The sequence below is a fragment of the Psychrobacter sp. CX16 genome, assembly GCF_057396245.1.
Genome location: NZ_JBXYJF010000028.1, coordinates 22,600 through 40,881, shown reverse-complemented (window position 1 = coordinate 40,881; position 18,282 = coordinate 22,600). Strand labels below are relative to the sequence as shown.

Here is an 18,282-nt window from a genome sequence, read left to right as displayed (position 1 = left end):
TTGGGGTTGTATGGTCAAGTAATTAAGCGCACATGGTGGATGCCTTGGCAGTCAGAGGCGATGAAAGACGTGACAGCCTGCGATAAGCTTCGGGGAGATGGCAATAATCTGTGATCCGGAGATTTCTGAATGGGGAAACCCACCTAACGTAAGTTAGGTATCCTAATTTATTAGGAAGCGAACGAGGGGAAGTGAAACATCTCAGTACCCTTAGGAAAAGACATCAATAGAGATTCCCCTAGTAGCGGCGAGCGAACGGGGAGGAGCCGACTTAATTTTATGTAGAAGAACAGTGTGGGAAAACTGGCCATAGTGGGTGATAGCCCCGTATTCGAAACATAAATGCAAGCATATTAAGTAGTGCGGGACACGAGAAATCCTGTATGAAGATGGGGGGACCATCCTCCAAGGCTAAATACTCCTGACTGACCGATAGTGAACCAGTACCGTGAGGGAAAGGCGAAAAGAACCCCTGTGAGGGGAGTGAAATAGAACCTGAAACCGTGTGCGTACAAGCAGTGGGAGCGGACTTGATCCGTGACCGCGTACCTTTTGTATAATGGGTCAGCGACTTATATTCTGTAGCAAGGTTAACCATTAGGGGAGCCGTAGGGAAACCGAGTCTTAATAGGGCGAATTAGTTGCAGGGTATAGACCCGAAACCGAGTGATCTATCCATGAGCAGGTTGAAAGTGCCGTAACAGGCACCGGAGGACCGAACCCACTATCGTTGAAAAGCTAGGGGATGACTTGTGGATAGGGGTGAAAGGCTAATCAAACTCGGTGATAGCTGGTTCTCCCCGAAAGCTATTTAGGTAGCGCCTCGGACGAACACCATTGGGGGTAGAGCACTGTTTCGGCTAGGGGGTCATACCGACTTACCAAACCGATGCAAACTCCGAATACCGATGAGTGATATCCGGGAGACACACGGTGGGTGCTAACGTCCATCGTGGAGAGGGAAACAACCCAGACCGCCAGCTAAGGCCCCAAATTCCTAGTTAAGTGGGAAACGAAGTGGGAAGGCATAGACAGCTAGGAGGTTGGCTTAGAAGCAGCCATCCTTTAAAGAAAGCGTAATAGCTCACTAGTCGAGTCGGCCCGCGCGGAAGATGTAACGGGGCTCAAACTAGGAGCCGAAGCTGCGGATTTGAACATGTTTCAAGTGGTAGGGGAGCGTTGTGTAAGCCTGTGAAGGTGTGTCGTAAGGCATGCTGGAGGTATCACAAGAGCGAATGCTGACGTGAGTAACGATAATGGGTGTGAAAAGCATCCACGCCGGAAGATCAAGGGTTCCAGTCCAACGTTAATCGGGGCTGGGTGAGTCGACCCCTAAGGCGAGGCCGAAAGGCGTAGTCGATGGGAAATCAGTTAATATTCTGATACTTGTTTATGATGTGATGGAGGGACGGAGAAGGTTATGCCAGCTCAGCGATGGTTGTCTGAGTGAAAGGATGTAGGTAGACGGCTTAGGTAAATCCGGGCTGTTAATACTGAGATCTGATAGCAAGCTGTACTTGTACAGCGAAGTGGCAAATACCATGCTTCCAGGAAAAGCTTCTAAACGATAGTCATAAACGAATCGTACCCTAAACCGACACAGGTGATCAGGTAGAGAATACCAAGGCGCTTGAGAGAACTCTGCTGAAGGAACTAGGCAAAATGGTACCGTAACTTCGGGAGAAGGTACGCTGTCGATGGTGAAGGACTTGCTCCGTAAGCTATTGACAGTCGCAGATACCAGGCTGCTGCAACTGTTTATTAAAAACACAGCACTCTGCAAACACGAAAGTGGACGTATAGGGTGTGATGCCTGCCCGGTGCTGGAAGGTTAATTGATGGGCTTAGCGTATGCGAAGGTCTTGATCGAAGCCCCAGTAAACGGCGGCCGTAACTATAACGGTCCTAAGGTAGCGAAATTCCTTGTCGGGTAAGTTCCGACCTGCACGAATGGCATAATGATGGCAGCGCTGTCTCCAGCAGAGACTCAGTGAAATCGAAATCGCAGTGAAGATGCTGTGTACCCGCGGCTAGACGGAAAGACCCCGTGAACCTTTACTACAGCTTTACATTGAACTTTGACCTGACTTGTGCAGGATAGGTGGGAGGCTTTGAAGCAGATACGCCAGTATTTGTGGAGCCAACCTTGAAATACCACCCTGGTCATGTTGGGGTTCTAACTCAGGTATAACAATACCGAGGACAATGTATGGTGGGTAGTTTGACTGGGGCGGTCTCCTCCTAAAGAGTAACGGAGGAGTACGAAGGTGCGCTCAGAACGGTCGGAAATCGTTCATAGAGTATAAAGGCAAAAGCGCGCTTAACTGCGAGACCCACAAGTCGAGCAGGTACGAAAGTAGGTCTTAGTGATCCGGTGGTTCTGTATGGAAGGGCCATCGCTCAACGGATAAAAGGTACTCTGGGGATAACAGGCTGATACCGCCCAAGAGTTCATATCGACGGCGGTGTTTGGCACCTCGATGTCGGCTCATCTCATCCTAGGGCTGAAGCAGGTCCTAAGGGTATGGCTGTTCGCCATTTAAAGAGGTACGCGAGCTGGGTTTAGAACGTCGTGAGACAGTTCGGTCCCTATCTACCGTGGGCGTTGGAAATTTGAGAGGATCTGCTCCTAGTACGAGAGGACCAGAGTGGACGAACCGCTGGTGTTCGGGTTGTCATGCCAATGGCATTGCCCGGTAGCTACGTTCGGATTGGATAACCGCTGAAAGCATCTAAGCGGGAAGCCAACCTCAAGATTAGATTTCCCTTAAGAGCCGTTGAAGACTACAACGTTGATAGGCAGGGTGTGGAAGCGCAGTGATGCGTGTAGCTAACCTGTACTAATTGCTCGTTTGGCTTGACCATACAACACCCAAGTGGTTTTGTAGCTCTCATAAAACAGAGACAGCCAATTATTTCGATATCATCCTGATGATTGCTTATTAATAGCAACCTTGATTCAGGTTCTTGATATATTTTAAACAAAGTTAAGCTAACCCTTAACCAACTCATATCTATACCCCCTTTGCTGACGACAATAGCACGATGGAACCACCTGATCCCTTCTCGAACTCAGAAGTGAAACATCGTAGCGCCAATGGTAGTGTGGTTCGCCCATGTGAGAGTAGGTCATCGTCAGCTCCCTATACCTAAAAGCCCCCGCAACTTACGTTGTGGGGGCTTTTTCTTTGAGAGGGCTTTTATCTTAAGGGCAGTTCTCACTATTAGTTAAGTTTTTAAGTTTAATTCAAACGTGTAGCTTATTTTATCATTATGTCCAAATAAGCTAGTATGATGGCTATAAACTTCTAACTTCCACAAGCTTCAACTAGAGAGAGTTCATATGACTACTTCAACCGTTGTATACCAAGGTAATCTACGCACCCAAGCTTTACATATACAATCAAACAATGAAATTATCACCGATGCGCCAACGGATAATCATGGCAAAGGAGAAGCGTTTTCTCCTACTGATTTATTAGCGACCAGCTTGGCCAGTTGTATGTTAACCATTATTGGGATTAAAGCCGCTGCTATGGATCTGGACGTTGTCGGCACGAAAGCTGAAGTAATTAAAATAATGGCTGCTGACCCTCGCCGTGTGAGTGAGGTGAAAGTCACCATTGAGTTTACACAAAATTTTGATGAGCGTACTCGTAAGGTGCTAGAAGCGGCAGCTTTGACTTGTCCTGTAGCAAAGAGCTTACACCCTGATATCAATCAAGACGTCACGTTTAGTTATCCGAATAATTAATGCAATGGGCAGTAGAACTTGACGTACTAACACGCATTTAATAGTGTTATTTATACAAACGATTAAGCTATAAAGCTTTAAACCTACAATCAATAACCTAATGAATGCTCAGAAGCATCTTATAAGGGTGGCAAGCCTACAAACCAGAATGCTTGATGCGTAATTCCTTTAAAGTATGCTGAGTGAGTTAATAGGTTTCAAATTAGGTTATAAATGACTTATCCATACAGTTTGATAAGGTTGTAGAGTTAAAAAGTCATTCGATAACTCGATTTTCTTATTTTTGATAAGATCTACCCAAACTTCCGTATCAAGCAAATTTATATCTGATACCAGTAGGGTTTGGTCTTGATCACTAATATTACTAATACAGAAGATGCTTTGCTTACCTTGCAAGCATTGACGCCAATATCCAAATACTTGTTGTCCTAATTGTAATGTATATTGCGACGCATTAGGATGAAATGCGGGCTGAGCTTTCCTTATTTTCAAAAGCCTAGTTAGCGTGTTTATTACGATGTAATTCTTAGATTCTGGGTTCTCAAGTAAAGATTCTAACTCACCATAATCCCAGCAGTGACGATTGATAGAGCGATTGTGTCCCGTAAGCGCTACTTTATCGTAATCATTAGAAGTGGCTAGTAAACTATGAATATATATGCCAGGTATGCCCTCCATACCAAGCATAATGGTTTGAGCACATATAAACCGCTCGATCTGATAGTTATCAGGGCCCTTAAAAGTACCTTGTAGCGCATCAAACAGAGTAATGTTTATCTCATAAGGTTTCTGATTCCCATTTTCTAAAGTGCGGCATGAAACCTCCCCGCCAAACTCTTTCATCTTATTGACAAGCTTATTAATCTCTTCCTCATCTAGTAAGCCTTCGGCAGGGCGCAGCCCGATACCATCATGAGAGGCGATAAAATTAAAATAAAACGTACCATTTTGAGTGGGGGGCATGCTGAGCAGCCAACTGTTCAAATAGGTGCAGTCTCCTGAGGCTAGTGTATATATTAATAAGGGCGGTAATGAGAAATTATAGATGCCATGCGCTTCGTTGGCATTACCGAAATAGGTCAGGTTCTCATGGTTAGGTATGTTGGTTTCCGTAATGATAATAATAGACGGATCGATATGTTCAATTAAAGTCCGAATTAAACGAACCACTTCATGGGTTTGTGGCAAGTTAATACATTTCGTTCCTATCACTTTCCATAAAAATGCGACGGCATCGATTCGAAATAATTTAGCTTCTTTATCAATATAAAATCGAATGATCTCAATAAACTTAAGCAGAACTTTTGGGTTTCTAAAATCAAAGTCTACTTGATCGTGGCTGAATGTACACCAAACATACTTAGTCCCCTTTGCTGTTTGGGTTTTCCGTAGCAAAGGCGACACTCTGGGACGCGTCACTTCAGATAAGTCATCCGCTGGTTTTGCTGTAAAGAAAAAGTCAGAGCCATCACCTTTACCCGCGATAAAGTTCTGAAACCAATGGCTCTGCACTGAGCAGTGGTTAATGACCAAGTCGACCATTAGTCCATAATCCTTGCCCAAGCAAACAATATCATCCCAAGTGCCTAATTCAGGGTTAACAGATGCGTAGTCAATAACCGAAAATCCGTCGTCAGAGCTATAGGGGTAAAAGGGTAGGATGTGAACAGTATTAATAGTGTCTTGAAAGTAGCTGTCTAAAAGCTTATGTAAAGTAACTAAAGGCTTTTCACCTTTCTTAACCACACTATTGCCATAGGTAATCATAACAATATCGCTTTGATCCCAGTAGTTATGATGAGATTGTGAAGAAACGATATCTGCTTCTGATTCGATGCCAATGGTTGCAAGCAAGTCAGTGGCTAAAGACGAATAATTTATATCGCTATTATCGTCACTATTAACATCTGTATAGATATTTTCTAAATGGTGAATGACTTTTTCATGGAGCGTTTGCCATACCATATTGCTTACTCCATAAACTCTTTTGTATCGGCTTCGACGGCCGTCAGCAAACGCTGTTGAATATCAGGTATGGCACTGGTCACTCGGTTCCAACTAGGAATAAATGGAGTTTCCATAGGGTTATCTAGGAAGCTTTCGCCGGCTTTCATAATATTGCTAGCGAACATCTCGACAGCCTTTTCTTCTACGTGAATATCCAAAGTCAGGCCATTCATAACCGCATCATTATGATAAGTCTCAATAAAATCTAAGGCAATCCGGTAGTAAGTGGCTTTGATAGATCGGAAGGTTTCGGTGCTAAATATGTGACCTTGTGTCGCCAATTTCCTAAATAGTGCTTTGGTGATATCGATCGACATTTTAGATAAGCCACCTTGGTCATTATGTAGCGATAAATCCTGGTGCTTATGATCGTAATTATCACAAATATCTACCTGACATAGGCGGTTACGGGAGTAGTTGCGATGCATTTCAGATAGAACGCCAATCTCCAAACCCCAGTCACTAGGAATGCGAATATCGTTTAACACATCCCGTCTAAACGAAAATTCCCCCGCCAAAGGGTAACGGAAGCTGTCCATAAATTCTAAGTAGTCATTGTCTCCCAAAATTCGCTTTAAAGCACGAATCAGAGGCGTAACCAAAAGACGAGACACTCGGCCATTTATTTTGCCATTAGCGACACGGGCGTAATATCCTTTGGAGAACTCATAGTTAAACATAGGATTAGCAACGGGGTAAATCAGCTTGGCGAGCAAATCTTTTTCATAGGTAGTAATATCACAATCGTGTAGGGCAATAGACTCCGAGCGTTCTGATGCTAAGATATAACCCATGCAATACCAGACGTTACGACCTTTACCTAACTCTTTAGGAGCGAGACCTTTCGCCTCAAGCTCTAGATCAAGTGCTTTTAGACGCGGTCCATCATTCCATAACACTCGGTGATGTTGTGGCAGTTTGCTAAAAAACGTCAAAGCGTGGCGATATTGATCTTCAGTCGCTCTATCTAAACCTATAACGATTTCAGATAAATAAGGTACAGTTTTAAGCTCACTCACGATATGAGGCAGTGCTTCGCCTTCAAGCTCTGAAAATAAAGAGGGCAGTATAAGCCCCATAGGACGTTTCTTAGAAAATTGTACCAGCTCAGCTTCAATCTCATCGCTAGGACGGCGCGTTAAGTTATGCAAGGTTGTTACCACACCATTTTGGAAAAAGTCGGCCATTAGTCTTCCTAATTAATTATTGTTAAGTTATTGTTATTAAAGTGATTAATATTGAGTGCTTAGTTTTAAAGTGGCTATTATAGTTTCATTACTATGTGTCAAAGCAATTAATGATAAAGCGATTAGTATTAAAGCCAATAATGTTAAGTCAGTAGGGTACGCTAGTATTTAGAGTTCTAACAGTTTCGTTAACATCTCGCTCCAGCCTTCAGGACCCATAAGTGTACTGGTATAGACCGCTTCTTTTTGCAAGATAGGAGGTGGATTAGCAGGCGATAAAATTCTTATTGACACATCAGCGGCCTCTAACATCGCAATATCATTTTTACCATCACCAAGGGCGATCGTTTTAACATCGGTTTTATATTGATTTTGATATTCATTGGCAAGCCACTGTAGCGCTTGTCCCTTATCGCAGTTGCCTGATACATGGATGAAGCGACCACCCTCTAAGGGAGTTGCGCCTTTTTCTTTTAAGGACACAATAAACCTCGCTTTATCTTCCTCGCTCCCTAACCATAAAACAGGCTCACCAAACTGACGTCTTGCAGCCAGTGACGCAGATTGCGAGTCTAACCCTGTGCAATCTTGAATGTCTGAGACACTCATTTTGGAAAACTGTTGGTATTGTCCCGCATAGTCATCGCCTATTTGTGCTAGTAGGTCTATCCAGTGGTCTTTTTTTGCACTAAAGGTTTTGCACCAATAACCATTTAATTCAACCGTGTCGATGGGTTTTTGTTTTAAAAAGCTAGGGGGTATGAATACAGCAGCACCATTTTCAATAATAAAGGGGCCGCCAAGACCGATTTGCTCACGAAGTGGTTGCATCTCAGCATAGGTTTTACTGGTGGTTGGTATGACAGGAATATCTTGGTTAGCAAGTTTTGCCAGAGTTGGTTTTGCGGCTGTAAAAGAATAAGTATGATGATCGAGCAGTGTCGCGTCCATGTCAGTGAAAATAAGTGTTTTAGTCATGTTTTTAAATCAGTTTTTAAGTTATTTAGACACTTTTTGATGAGTAATGGTTCGTGTTTCATCGAGAAAAAATACCGTATCAGATACATTAGGAAGTGTTGTTAAAGCGTGTTCTGTCAGTCTTTGATAATGCTGAATAAAGGTCGCTATCTGACTCTCTGTCATAATAGAGTTTTGTTTACTGTCGTTAAGAGAAGCCGCCGAGGCTTTGGCTAACTTCTGCTCTTGCTCCAAGCGCCAATTAAAGACGCAATCGAATGACGGCGCTTTTAACATTACTTGGTAGTCAATCCTATCAAATAGGGTTTGGTATTCATCGGCAAGCTCTGTATTGACATATGAACGCCAAATCCTTTGGGAGTCATGCGTTTCTTCTAAAGCATTGATAGGGTGCTGTAATGATTCTTCTGACTGAGGCTTCAAGCCAACACACCAGCCCTCTAATATAATAAAGTCTGGTGAATAATCAATGGTTTGCCATTGATCTATAGGGTAGGGGTTATCGGTCGCTTTGTCAAAGCGGGGTAACCGTGTGGGAGTTCCGTTTTGTAATTGGTTAATAGTGTTGAGGGCTAACTTTATATCATGCGTTCCGGGAACACCGCGCGTCTTCAATAAGGGATGTATCGTGTTCGCCAAAGCCAATCTAGCAGTTTGATCCAGATAGAAGTCATCTATCGATAGTGAGACGACTGTCTTACCATGCACTGATGTTAAATAGGTGTCGATAAAGCTGCTTAGGGTAGTTTTACCAGAGCCTTGACACCCTGTAATGCCAATAATGAACGGTTTAGATGAATTTCGTTGATGCTCTAATACTCGTTCACATAAGGGTTCGAACCATTGTTGTGCTATAGCTTTATAGCTATCTGGGAGTTGGTGGGTCGATAAAAAATGTTGTATATTCATAGTATCGTCCATAACATTATTCCCATTGAGTCTGTATAGCTACAATATCTGTGCCCAACTTCGTACGTTAATTAACATCATTGCAAAATTGGCTAGCATGATAACTGCAAAGCAATTTAACAGTTATAGCGCTTAGGTTGTTTTTGTATTAGTCTATTGAAAATTATACAATTAAATAAATCCAAACCAATTCTAACAAAATCAAACTCAGCCAAGATAGTAGCTAATCCCGCTTTCGCTACTATCTTGGCTTGTGCGGCGGTGTGCGCTATAGCCAGTGCCGTTCCTGCGCCACGATAACGCCACTGGCCGAGCGCCCACAACGCCTTACTTCACCAAGTATATTCGCTACAATCGGGGCTAAACCGCATCCAAAGGTAACGTTTATTGCAATTTTATAAATCAATCACAATAAACTATCCTTTCAAAAAAATAAATGAAGCATTGTTGATTATACAAACAATTGAATATAAGTTTAATTTATAAACTATATGGTAGGACTATCCTTATGTCGTGCAGAACACCCTTGAGATCTCAAAGCTGCAATGGTACTGATAAAACTTTATTAAGCTCATTTAATGAAATTGTAGCTCATTACATAGATAACCATCGTCAAAACGCATCTGATGAGATGCTATTCTATAGACAACAGGATAATTTAGGGACGGTTATTTCGAAAGCAGGATTAGCTTTAACAGTTGATGATAAAAAACATCCCCATCAATATCGTATATCAAATGAAACGTTGAAAGAACTATCGAAGACTCTAAAATATATAGACTATTCAGTTATAAATAGTTTTACAGAATTATTAATGGTTTTGGAAGATGAGATACGTCCAATTTGGGGAGTCGGGGATTTGCTTATTTATGATACTGCATTACGTATAGGTGCTTTTTTGGGTTATGAACCGGAGTATGTATATTTACATGCCGGTACTATGCAAGGTGCGAAAAGTCTAGATTTAGACTATTCTAAAGGTTATTTGAAGGTTGAAGAGCTACCTGAACAGTTTCATAGATTGCAACCTCTAGAGATAGAAGATTGTCTCTGTATATATAAAGATTCATTAGCGTCTATAAGTTTTAATAAAGCTAAAGGTTAACTAAATATTCATAATTTTTATATCAAATCGGTAATCACTATGCCAACAAAAACCCTACTAATAATAGCCCACGCTCCGTCACCAAATACCCATAAGCTAGCACAAGCCGCTTTTAAAGGTGCTAATCATCCTGACATAGATATCAATGTCATTCTTAAATCTCCTCAAGACACGCAACCTGAAGATGTGCTAGCTGCTGATGCCATTTTGATAGGCACGACTGAAAATTTAGCCTATATGGCAGGACTGACAAAGACTTCTTTGATCGTTGTTATTACCCTGTGTTAGATAAAAAGCAAGGGCTAGCATTGGCGGTATATATCCGAGCTGGACAAGATGGTACGGGTACAAAACGAGCTTTAAAGACGATTACTACAGGTCTTCGTTGGGAGTGGGTGCAAGATGCGCTAATATTAAAAGGCGATTGGCAGGAAGCATTTACGGATCAAGTAGAAGAGCTTGCGATGACGTTGGCTGCTGGATTGGAAGCAGGTATCTATTAATTCAAAATTTTAATTGGTCGGAGAAATGGTGTAATGAGTCAAGCGAGTTTAGGAAACACAGATGTCAATAGTATGCATATGTCTAGACTGCCTTGTTCTCAGGCGTGTGAGAATAATAAAGACCCCATTTTAAAGGTGCTGCAAAACGAGCTGCAAGACTATTATCATGTGTTGGAGGTTGGGTCAGGTACTGGTCAACATAGTGTTTACTTCGCGCCAAGACTGCCACATCTGGACTGGCAGACCAGCGATGTCCGTCAGAACCATTCTGTGATTAAAGGCTGGCACGATCGTCATCCTGCACCGAACTTGCATGCGCCTTTAGCGTTTGATTTAACCACAGACTCAATACCACTAGCACTGTCTGGTAAACGGTATGATGCTGTGTTTACCGCCAATACATTACATATCATTGCTTGGGAATTGGTTGAGAGGCTGTTTGAGTTGGTGGGGGATGCGCTACCAGCAAACGGTAAGCTAATTATTTATGGGCCATTTAATGAAAATGGACATTTTACGAGTGACAGTAACCGACAGTTTGATAGGCATTTGCGTCAGCGCGATTCAAAAAGTGGTATTCGTAATAAAGAGGATGTTATTAGCCTAGCATCCACCCATCAGTTAACCTTACATTCGCAGTATCAGATGCCTGCAAATAATCAAATATTGGTTTTTAAAAAATACGCTAATTTTAACTTAAGACAATTCAACGAAGTTTATCTTAGGTCTATGAGTCTATAGAAACCTAAATGCGGGATAAGAATGTTTGTAAGCGATTGTTTTTATTTGAGTTAGAAAATCCATCCCCAACCCTTCCTTTGAAAAGGAAGGGAGCTAACCTTTCCAACGTTAAAAAGAGATGAATGACCGTTTCTTTAAAAGGTGAGTGCATTGTCTTGCAACAAAGGAGTGCCTATACCCTTAAATTTTATGAATTGATTATCCCGAATTCAGGTTATAGAAAGAAACTATTGGTAATCATTTGATAGCTAATGGCTAATGGCTAATATTTAACAGCTAGAATTCAACAAGCAAACGTTGAGGTGAGTGAATAATTGACACAACTGGGAATGATAGCGAAGTGTGAAAAGTGAAAGCGGTTTAGCCTCGATTGTAGTGGATATACTTGGTGACACACAGGGGTGTGGGCGCTTAACAAGAGGCGGTATCGAGATAACAGGAACGTCACTTGTTTTAGCGACCGCCCCTGTGTTAACCAAGATAGTAACGAAAGCGAGATTGGCTGCTTATCGCTACTTTTAGAGTTGTGATAATGTGTGTTAAGCGACTTTGTACCAGTCGATTTTTCGAGTCATTATCATGACACTGGCGAGTAGGGCAAAGCAGAAGACGGCGCCGAGTAATAGGTTTAAATCTTCCATGGTCAATATGCCGTAAAATGAGGCGTAGAGCCCGCCCAATATAGCGGTAAACAGTACGGCGCGTTTGGCACTACCAAGCAAATAGTATGAATACCAGCCGATTAAACCGACGCAGGCACAGGCGGCAATGGCATACGCTAACCAAAATGCGATTTGTTCGGCAAGCGGTAATAATAATACGTAGAAGACCAATAAGGCGCTGCCAACGAGCAAGTATTGGATGGGATGGATGCGACTTGCTTTGATGATTTCAAATAAGAAGAAAGTTCCGAATGAGACGAGTATCAATAGTAGCGCATACTTCATGGTGCGTTCGGTTTGTAAGTAAACGTCGTTCGGTTCTGCAAAACTGACGCCAAAGCTGCTTAAACCTGAGCTATTAAAACCTAATCCCTTATCCTCGCTCGCTTCTAAAGCTGACCTTTCTGCATAATACTCATCGTATTCTGTGTCATCTGTGCTGAAAGACGTGGTGTCTGCAAATGAACAAGAACTGTTTGATTGGCTGAGACAGTCGTTCAGATACTGGTTATTTGCAATGGTGAGATATTGGTTTTGCCAGTTTGCCTCGAAGCCTTCTTTTGAAAATGTTTTGGCATTGGGGAGTGCTTTACCAATAAAATTGGGTGCATGCCAGTTGCTGGTCATGGCAAGCTCGAAGTTTTGTCCCGTTGGTACGGTGTTTAAGGTGCTGATGCCAGATAAGGGCAGAGTGACTAAGGCGTTAAATGAGACAGTGGAGGCGGCTTTGGTGTTATCTATGTCAGTGGTGTTTGATTGAGAAGCCTGTTTTGTTGACTGGTTTGAGGCTGATGCTAATTGATTTGCTATAGAGCTTGGAAGGGGCGCCTCTACATAGCTCAGTTGCGATGAGTTGCCAAGAGTGTTTGACTCAGGGTACGTGGCTTTGATGTGCTGTTTATTGATAGTAATGGTGGGCAGTGTATTGACACCACGTAGGTCAGATACCGGTATTATGATGCGGGCTTTGTCCCATTGTAACGTTTTACGATAGGTCTGATCAGCCGTTGCAGCGTTGGCGGTAGAAGCATTAGAAGCATTAGTACTAGACGCGCTGGCATTAGGAGCGTTGACATTGGATGGAGCGGCTGTCAGTTCGGCTTGTTGAATGTCAGCTGAGGGTTCGATTTTAAACGTTTGGTCAAATAATAAGTCTCCATTGAAACTGGTGGCATGATAGATGCCGCGCTGGTAGGTATCGGTGCTGACATCAAGATCTTGGGTAGCCGTGGTTTGGGACGCGAAAAAAGTGTCTATCACGGTATAGGGTTTGGCACACTTGACATTGAGATCCGTCGGTTGGGCGGAGCAGCTTGGTGTGATGAGCGCTGGGACGGTGATAAACGGGGTGATGACTTGTTGTGGGTTGACATGTTGTTCAGCGATTTCTTTGATAACGGCTTCTGAATAGTGTTGCCGTTCAGAGATTAAAGCACTGATCATATTTAGACCAATCCCAAATATCATGCACAGTACGGCGATGATCGATAATTTGATAATGAGGGTTTTTTGCATAAGACATCCTTTATATTGATTGTTTGGGGTAGGCATAAAAACACATTAAGGATATCTTAGGGATGCGATAAGGAAGGGTGATGCAACAAACATGAAAAGATAGTGGAATAAAAAAACGCGATAAGGTAACTTATCGCGTTTTGGTTTTCTTTTAAGTTAAGGCTATTTCAAGGATTTAATTTTACACTGAAATTTAGCCTTTGAAATATAACCGCTTTACCACTCATGGGTTGGTGGGAACTTTAGTTATCTTTTGATAAAACCTTCAAGATACGCCATTGGGTCATAGTTGGCACTTGGATTGAAAGTAAAATCAAAACCACTTTGGCTATCGAGTGCACCAACGCCAATAGTATTCGTATTACCACCTACATTAAGTTGACCATTATCGGTTTTGATACCAACCGGTGTGGTTTGTGTAGTCGTGGCATCACTATGATGAATGTCAATATCCGCTATAGGTTTTACCCCTGCAATCGTGCCGTTTTTAATATCTGAAATCAATTGAGAACCTGCATTCTCTGGCGTATATTTAACAGGAGAACCTTCTGTTCCTAATGCAATATCGACCTTAGTTTCATTACTATGGCTTTGTAATATCTCATTATTAACGTTGCCACTAACATTGCCTTGCAGGGTACCCGCATTGACACTGCTGCCTGATACATTGACATCACCACCAACGTTAACATTGGCATTTTGACCTATGTTCACGCTGGCAGGGGTATAAGACTGACTGTCTCCAGTGTCAACGCCGACATGGATATTGCCAGCTTTTGGCACAAGAGCGTCATTTTCTTTTTTGGTTTCAATATTGCCACCAAGATCTACTGAGGTGTGTTGACCATGGTTTGATCCTGCTGAAACATTAAAGACGCCATCAGTATTAATAGTAGCATTGTCAGCGGTTACGTTTGCATGGCTGATATTCACGCCTTCTTCAGCATTGATATTTAGCTCACCTGCGTTGACGGTGCTAGTGCCCGTATGCTGACTTTGACTGGTGCCAGCACTGATATTACCGCCAAGATCTAAACTGCTACCTCCTGAACCAACTGCGACATTGACACCAACCGCACCTGAACCACTATGCGCGGTACTGGTTGTACCAGCGATATTAGCAGTGTTGGTATCAATATTAAGCTTGTCAGTGGTGAGGTTAGTGCCTTGTACGTTGACCGTACCGTTAGTACCGCTTGTTGACAGGTTAACATTCCCTGCGGTAACGGTATTATTGACGCCCTCAAGGGATGATCCGTTATGACCATTAGCCCCAACTGACACACCAACGGAAGGTTGAGGAGTCGGTTTATCTAATGCCAGACCACCAACATTGACGCTAACATCAAAGCCACCGCCAGTGGCGTTGCTGGTATTTTCAGATTGAACAAGGCTAACCTCTTTACCGGCATCTACATTTAAGCTACCAGGCGTAGTGATATTGCTTTGAGAAACAACCGTATCATCGCCATGAATGTTAACGTTTGCACCTTCAATTGTGGCAGGTTTGGCAGTGGTGGTACCGGCTTGCTCATGCTGGAAATTGGCTGATACGCCAACTGAACCTGTAGGGCTAGCGCCTTCAAGACCGCCAAGTCCGAGATTAATGCTAGCTCCACCAGTGTTACTGGTGTCTTTTGTGCTGTCATAGCCTGAAGCAAGTGTTACATCTTTACCAGACAGGTTCACATCGCCTGTTGCCTTGTAATGGGTGCCTTCATCGTTAAGGGCGTTTGTAGCTTGTTCGTTGATAGTGCCTGCGGTAATGGTTGTGCCTGAACCTTGAGTTTGTACGTTATTGTTACCAGAACCACTTGCACCAATATTAAGGCCAGCACTTAACCCTCCTTTATAATCTGCAGAAGCTGAAAGACCAATATTGACATCAACATTTGTATCAGATTTGGTCTGAGTCGCATGGGCTTGGTCATGGGTAATATTGGTCGCCTGCTCATTGACGGTATCTTGGGCAGTAATATTTGTGCCTGAATGATGAATGTCACTGTCTGCTTTGATAGTAACGTTTTGGCCGCTTAATTGACTCGCCACTGGGGTAGTTGTTTGATCAGATTTCTTCTGATTATTAACATCTAGTCCTAATCCAACGGTCACACCAGACGTATCAACGCTGCCTTTAAGACCTAAAAATACATCGGTATAGTCACTAGCAACAGTATGGCTGTTATCTTGAGCAGAGGTAGTGACATTATTACCGCTGATATTAAGATCATTTTCAGAGGTTACTTTACTGCCAGTAATATTAACATCACCGCCTTTTAGGGTAGTTGTTCCACCAGAAACAAGAGAGCCTGATACGGTTTGAGTATTGTCAGTATCGACATCATGGGTAATACCCAATCCTAAACGCCAGTCAACGGACGCATCTTTTAAAGAAATCGCTTTTGATTCTTCTGATTTGGAGGCATCAACTTTTAGAGTGGAATCACTAGGAGTAGCTTCTTTTAGTGTGCCTGCATCAGGTTGAACTGCATATAATGCAGTAGTTATAGGCTGTGCTACCTGAGCTGATTTTGAAGTAGGTTCAGAAGCTTTAGCGTCAGTCAGATTAGTATCAGCCACTTTTGCTTCAGTCAGTTTAGTACCCGCCACTTTTGCATCAGCTGCATAGAGCGAAGGCTTTGTTGTTATATCCGCTACGATACCAAGGGTGTCATGAACAGTAGTCACATCATGAACATCCTTAACACCCACAATATTAAGCTCTTTACCGGCTTCTAAATCAAGTAGTCCTGCTGCTTTCACTTGGCTACCGACAATATTGATGTTTTGGTCAGTGACTAAGGCTAAATTGGTATAGGATTCTAAAACTGATTCTTTATTTGTCTGATCAGTTGTGGTCGTAGTAAGGACATCGATAGGAATATCAAAAATTGTACCGGTACGATGCAGGTCTACATTGGTAGTAGTTTCGGTAGCGCCTTTGATATTAAAATCACCATGCGGAGAATTTAAATAGGCATTTTTAACGGCTAGTACGCGGCTACCCGTCAGGTTTAAGCCTTTGCCTGCATCAATGTATAACAAGTTGCTGGCTTGCACATCGGCACCGTTTTGTTTAATGATAGTGGTGTCATTATTGTCGGTTTGTGAGCCAAATAATCCGCCCCAATAAGTTACTTTATGATCGATATTATGGGTGGCCTTGCTGGTTTCGGCACTAAAAGATACGGTGCCTGGCGTTTTAAATTCCATATCTTTTGCGACAATTTGCGCCCCTGCATATTCCTGGTTACCGCCGCTGGTCATCGCTGCTTTGTTCGCCAAAATAGCGGTCGGAATATAGTAATCTCTACTCGCTGATTCAGAATCAACAACGCGTTTTAATGCAATAGTACCTAGTCTATTTTCAAAGGTAATATCGTGGAATTCGTTGGCATTACCACCTGTTAATGCAATCTCATCCCCCGCATTTAGACGTACCACAGGCGCCACTATTTGGGAAGAATTACCGGTGATATTGCCTGCTTTGGCGTCTATATTGACATTATTACTGCGAATATTGGAGCCATATAGCGCCGTAACTTTATCCGTATGAAATAAGGTCTCTTCTTTAAGTCCGCCTTTTTGAGTATTGGTAGAGCGGTAAATCGTGTTTATCGTTTTCTCACCATTTAAAGCGATATTATCGCCTTCAAGGTTGACTTTATTACCCACAATTTGAGTACCGTTGAGCGATAAATTTTTTGTGGTTTGAATATCTACATTGTCGGCATTAATGCGTGTTGGTAAATAGTGTTGACCGATTTGCAACGTGGTCGAGGTAATCAGCGGAGAGTCTTTTTGACTGTATTGTTGTTCGAAGTTCTTAATGTTACCGTGCATATTAAGATTACCGGCACGGGCATTGAAATCTTTAGTATTAAACTCGACACCTTTCACATCCATAGTGGCACGATCGTCGGTACTATGCAGCGTGATACGCCCAGCTTGCATACTACCTAAAAGATTACCGTCTAGTACACGGTCGCTTTTTGCAGCGATAGAAGTTGCGCTTAAGCTACCGTCTGGATTAATACCGACTTTGTTGCGTCCCATCACGACATTGACGTTGTCTGCATTTTTAATATCCGTATCGGCATAGATTAGCGGGGCGATTAAATCCACCACTTTGGTATCGTCAAACTGAACACCACCGTAAATGCGTAGTCCGCGATCGTTTTTGGTGTTATAGCCTGTGAGTTTGCCATCGGTAATTTCAGGCTTAGCGACCGCTAGGCTCACTCTTGGAGCGTTGATAAACCCACAGCCTTCACAGCTGATGCCGTTGGGGTTGGCGAGTACATAGTCCGCCGCCATCCCAAAGACTTCTTGTTTACCCAGTAACAAAGAGGGTTTACGACTCACCACTTCGTTTAAAATGACAGTCGCGGCTTGATCTTTTAAATTTGAGTTGGCACCTAAGTTGCCCGCTAAAACAGATTGTCCGCTTTGAGTGGCATTATTAAGAACGGCACCAGATCTAGAAACGTTAAATTGATTATATTGGTTATGCGATAACCCTTGTGCATTTGGTGCGTTGATGTCCACCACTTCTACGCCGTTAGCCTGTTTCTGCACATTGACATTGCCCAGTGCTCGGATATCTGCCATCGCTGTACCTGACAGTGATGCGATGGCGATAAATGCGGTGATACGACCTGTGGCTGATAATTTCATAGATTTCATCGGTCATCCTTAAATAGCATAGTTAAAAGCGGAAGTATTGATAAGCAATCACAGTTAAAAATGAATTGGTTAGGGTGTTAGACTTGCAGGAATTTAGTATAAAATCAATAACCTATGTGCAAAGTATTGTTCTTAATTAAGTATAAATAAATATAAAATAAGTCAGAGCTTACGCAAGAAATTCAGCTTTGAGCTGGTATGGTTAATCATAATATAAGGTATGCATTTACCTTGC

General features: G+C 42.7%; 9 protein-coding genes, 2 rRNA genes and 1 pseudogene. 6 read left to right on the top strand and 6 right to left on the bottom strand.

From position 1 onward, the window contains the following. The first annotated feature begins 12 nt into the window (after positions 1 to 12). From AC2SLM_RS10380 to AC2SLM_RS10370, 3 genes are all read left to right on the top strand, one after another. Positions 13 to 2,865, top strand: a 23S ribosomal RNA gene (locus AC2SLM_RS10380). Positions 2,866 to 3,027: 162 nt separating this feature from the next. Then, positions 3,028 to 3,141, top strand: a 5S ribosomal RNA gene (rrf, locus tag AC2SLM_RS10375). Between the two features lie 202 nt (positions 3,142 to 3,343). After that, positions 3,344 to 3,754, top strand: coding sequence for an OsmC family protein (locus tag AC2SLM_RS10370; protein ID WP_486553707.1), 411 nt, complete (start codon positions 3,344 to 3,346; stop codon positions 3,752 to 3,754). A 207-nt stretch (positions 3,755 to 3,961) separates the two neighbouring features. Here the strand turns inward: AC2SLM_RS10370 and AC2SLM_RS10365 are convergent, their stop codons facing one another. The 4 genes from AC2SLM_RS10365 to AC2SLM_RS10350 form a co-directional block, all read right to left on the bottom strand. Further along, positions 3,962 to 5,719 carry a sugar phosphorylase gene (locus AC2SLM_RS10365; RefSeq protein WP_486553705.1) on the bottom strand — a complete coding sequence of 586 codons (1,758 nt, stop codon included), beginning with the start codon at positions 5,717 to 5,719 and terminating at the stop codon, positions 3,962 to 3,964. Between the two features lie 5 nt (positions 5,720 to 5,724). Next, complete coding sequence (locus AC2SLM_RS10360; RefSeq protein WP_486553703.1) at positions 5,725 to 6,948, bottom strand: glycosyltransferase family protein; 1,224 nt, start codon at positions 6,946 to 6,948, stop codon at positions 5,725 to 5,727. A gap of 168 nt (positions 6,949 to 7,116) precedes the next feature. Continuing rightward, a complete protein-coding gene (locus AC2SLM_RS10355) occupies positions 7,117 to 7,926 on the bottom strand; it encodes an HAD-IIB family hydrolase (RefSeq protein ID WP_486553701.1) in 810 nt (269 codons plus the stop codon). A gap of 21 nt (positions 7,927 to 7,947) precedes the next feature. Next, on the bottom strand, positions 7,948 to 8,835 hold the full coding sequence (locus tag AC2SLM_RS10350) for a hypothetical protein (RefSeq protein WP_486553699.1): 888 nt from the start codon (positions 8,833 to 8,835) through the stop codon (positions 7,948 to 7,950). Between the two features lie 508 nt (positions 8,836 to 9,343). On the opposite strand from AC2SLM_RS10350, the gene AC2SLM_RS10345 reads away from it, so the two are divergent. From AC2SLM_RS10345 to AC2SLM_RS10335, 3 genes and pseudogenes are all read left to right on the top strand, one after another. Then, positions 9,344 to 9,940: a hypothetical protein gene (locus AC2SLM_RS10345; RefSeq protein ID WP_486553697.1), complete on the top strand. Its 597-nt coding sequence runs from the start codon at positions 9,344 to 9,346 to the stop codon at positions 9,938 to 9,940. 39 nt (positions 9,941 to 9,979) lie between these two features. Then, positions 9,980 to 10,443 (top strand): annotated as a pseudogene (locus AC2SLM_RS10340) (flavodoxin family protein). A gap of 33 nt (positions 10,444 to 10,476) precedes the next feature. Beyond that, a complete protein-coding gene (locus AC2SLM_RS10335) occupies positions 10,477 to 11,184 on the top strand; it encodes a DUF938 domain-containing protein (protein WP_486553695.1) in 708 nt (235 codons plus the stop codon). A gap of 539 nt (positions 11,185 to 11,723) precedes the next feature. Here AC2SLM_RS10335 and creD read toward each other — a convergent pair. Together creD and AC2SLM_RS10325 are read right to left on the bottom strand one after the other, a co-directional pair. Further along, positions 11,724 to 13,361: a cell envelope integrity protein CreD gene (creD, locus tag AC2SLM_RS10330; RefSeq protein ID WP_486553693.1), complete on the bottom strand. Its 1,638-nt coding sequence runs from the start codon at positions 13,359 to 13,361 to the stop codon at positions 11,724 to 11,726. A 246-nt stretch (positions 13,362 to 13,607) separates the two neighbouring features. Then, entirely contained in the window at positions 13,608 to 18,047 is a 4,440-nt protein-coding gene (locus AC2SLM_RS10325; protein ID WP_486553691.1) for a two-partner secretion domain-containing protein, read from the bottom strand. Positions 18,048 to 18,282: the final 235 nt, after the last annotated feature.

What these genes read in the sequence shown, in the direction of transcription:
- AC2SLM_RS10370 (WP_486553707.1), top strand. Translation starts at nt 3,344, where the DNA reads ATGACTACTTCAACCGTTGTATACCAAGGTAATCTACGCACCCAAGCT.
- AC2SLM_RS10365 (WP_486553705.1), bottom strand. Translation starts at nt 5,719, where the DNA reads ATGGTATGGCAAACGCTCCATGAAAAAGTCATTCACCATTTAGAAAAT.
- AC2SLM_RS10360 (WP_486553703.1), bottom strand. Translation starts at nt 6,948, where the DNA reads ATGGCCGACTTTTTCCAAAATGGTGTGGTAACAACCTTGCATAACTTA.
- AC2SLM_RS10355 (WP_486553701.1), bottom strand. Translation starts at nt 7,926, where the DNA reads ATGACTAAAACACTTATTTTCACTGACATGGACGCGACACTGCTCGAT.
- AC2SLM_RS10350 (WP_486553699.1), bottom strand. Translation starts at nt 8,835, where the DNA reads ATGAATATACAACATTTTTTATCGACCCACCAACTCCCAGATAGCTAT.
- AC2SLM_RS10345 (WP_486553697.1), top strand. Translation starts at nt 9,344, where the DNA reads ATGTCGTGCAGAACACCCTTGAGATCTCAAAGCTGCAATGGTACTGAT.
- AC2SLM_RS10335 (WP_486553695.1), top strand. Translation starts at nt 10,477, where the DNA reads ATGAGTCAAGCGAGTTTAGGAAACACAGATGTCAATAGTATGCATATG.
- creD (WP_486553693.1), bottom strand. Translation starts at nt 13,361, where the DNA reads ATGCAAAAAACCCTCATTATCAAATTATCGATCATCGCCGTACTGTGC.
- AC2SLM_RS10325 (WP_486553691.1), bottom strand. Translation starts at nt 18,047, where the DNA reads ATGAAATCTATGAAATTATCAGCCACAGGTCGTATCACCGCATTTATC.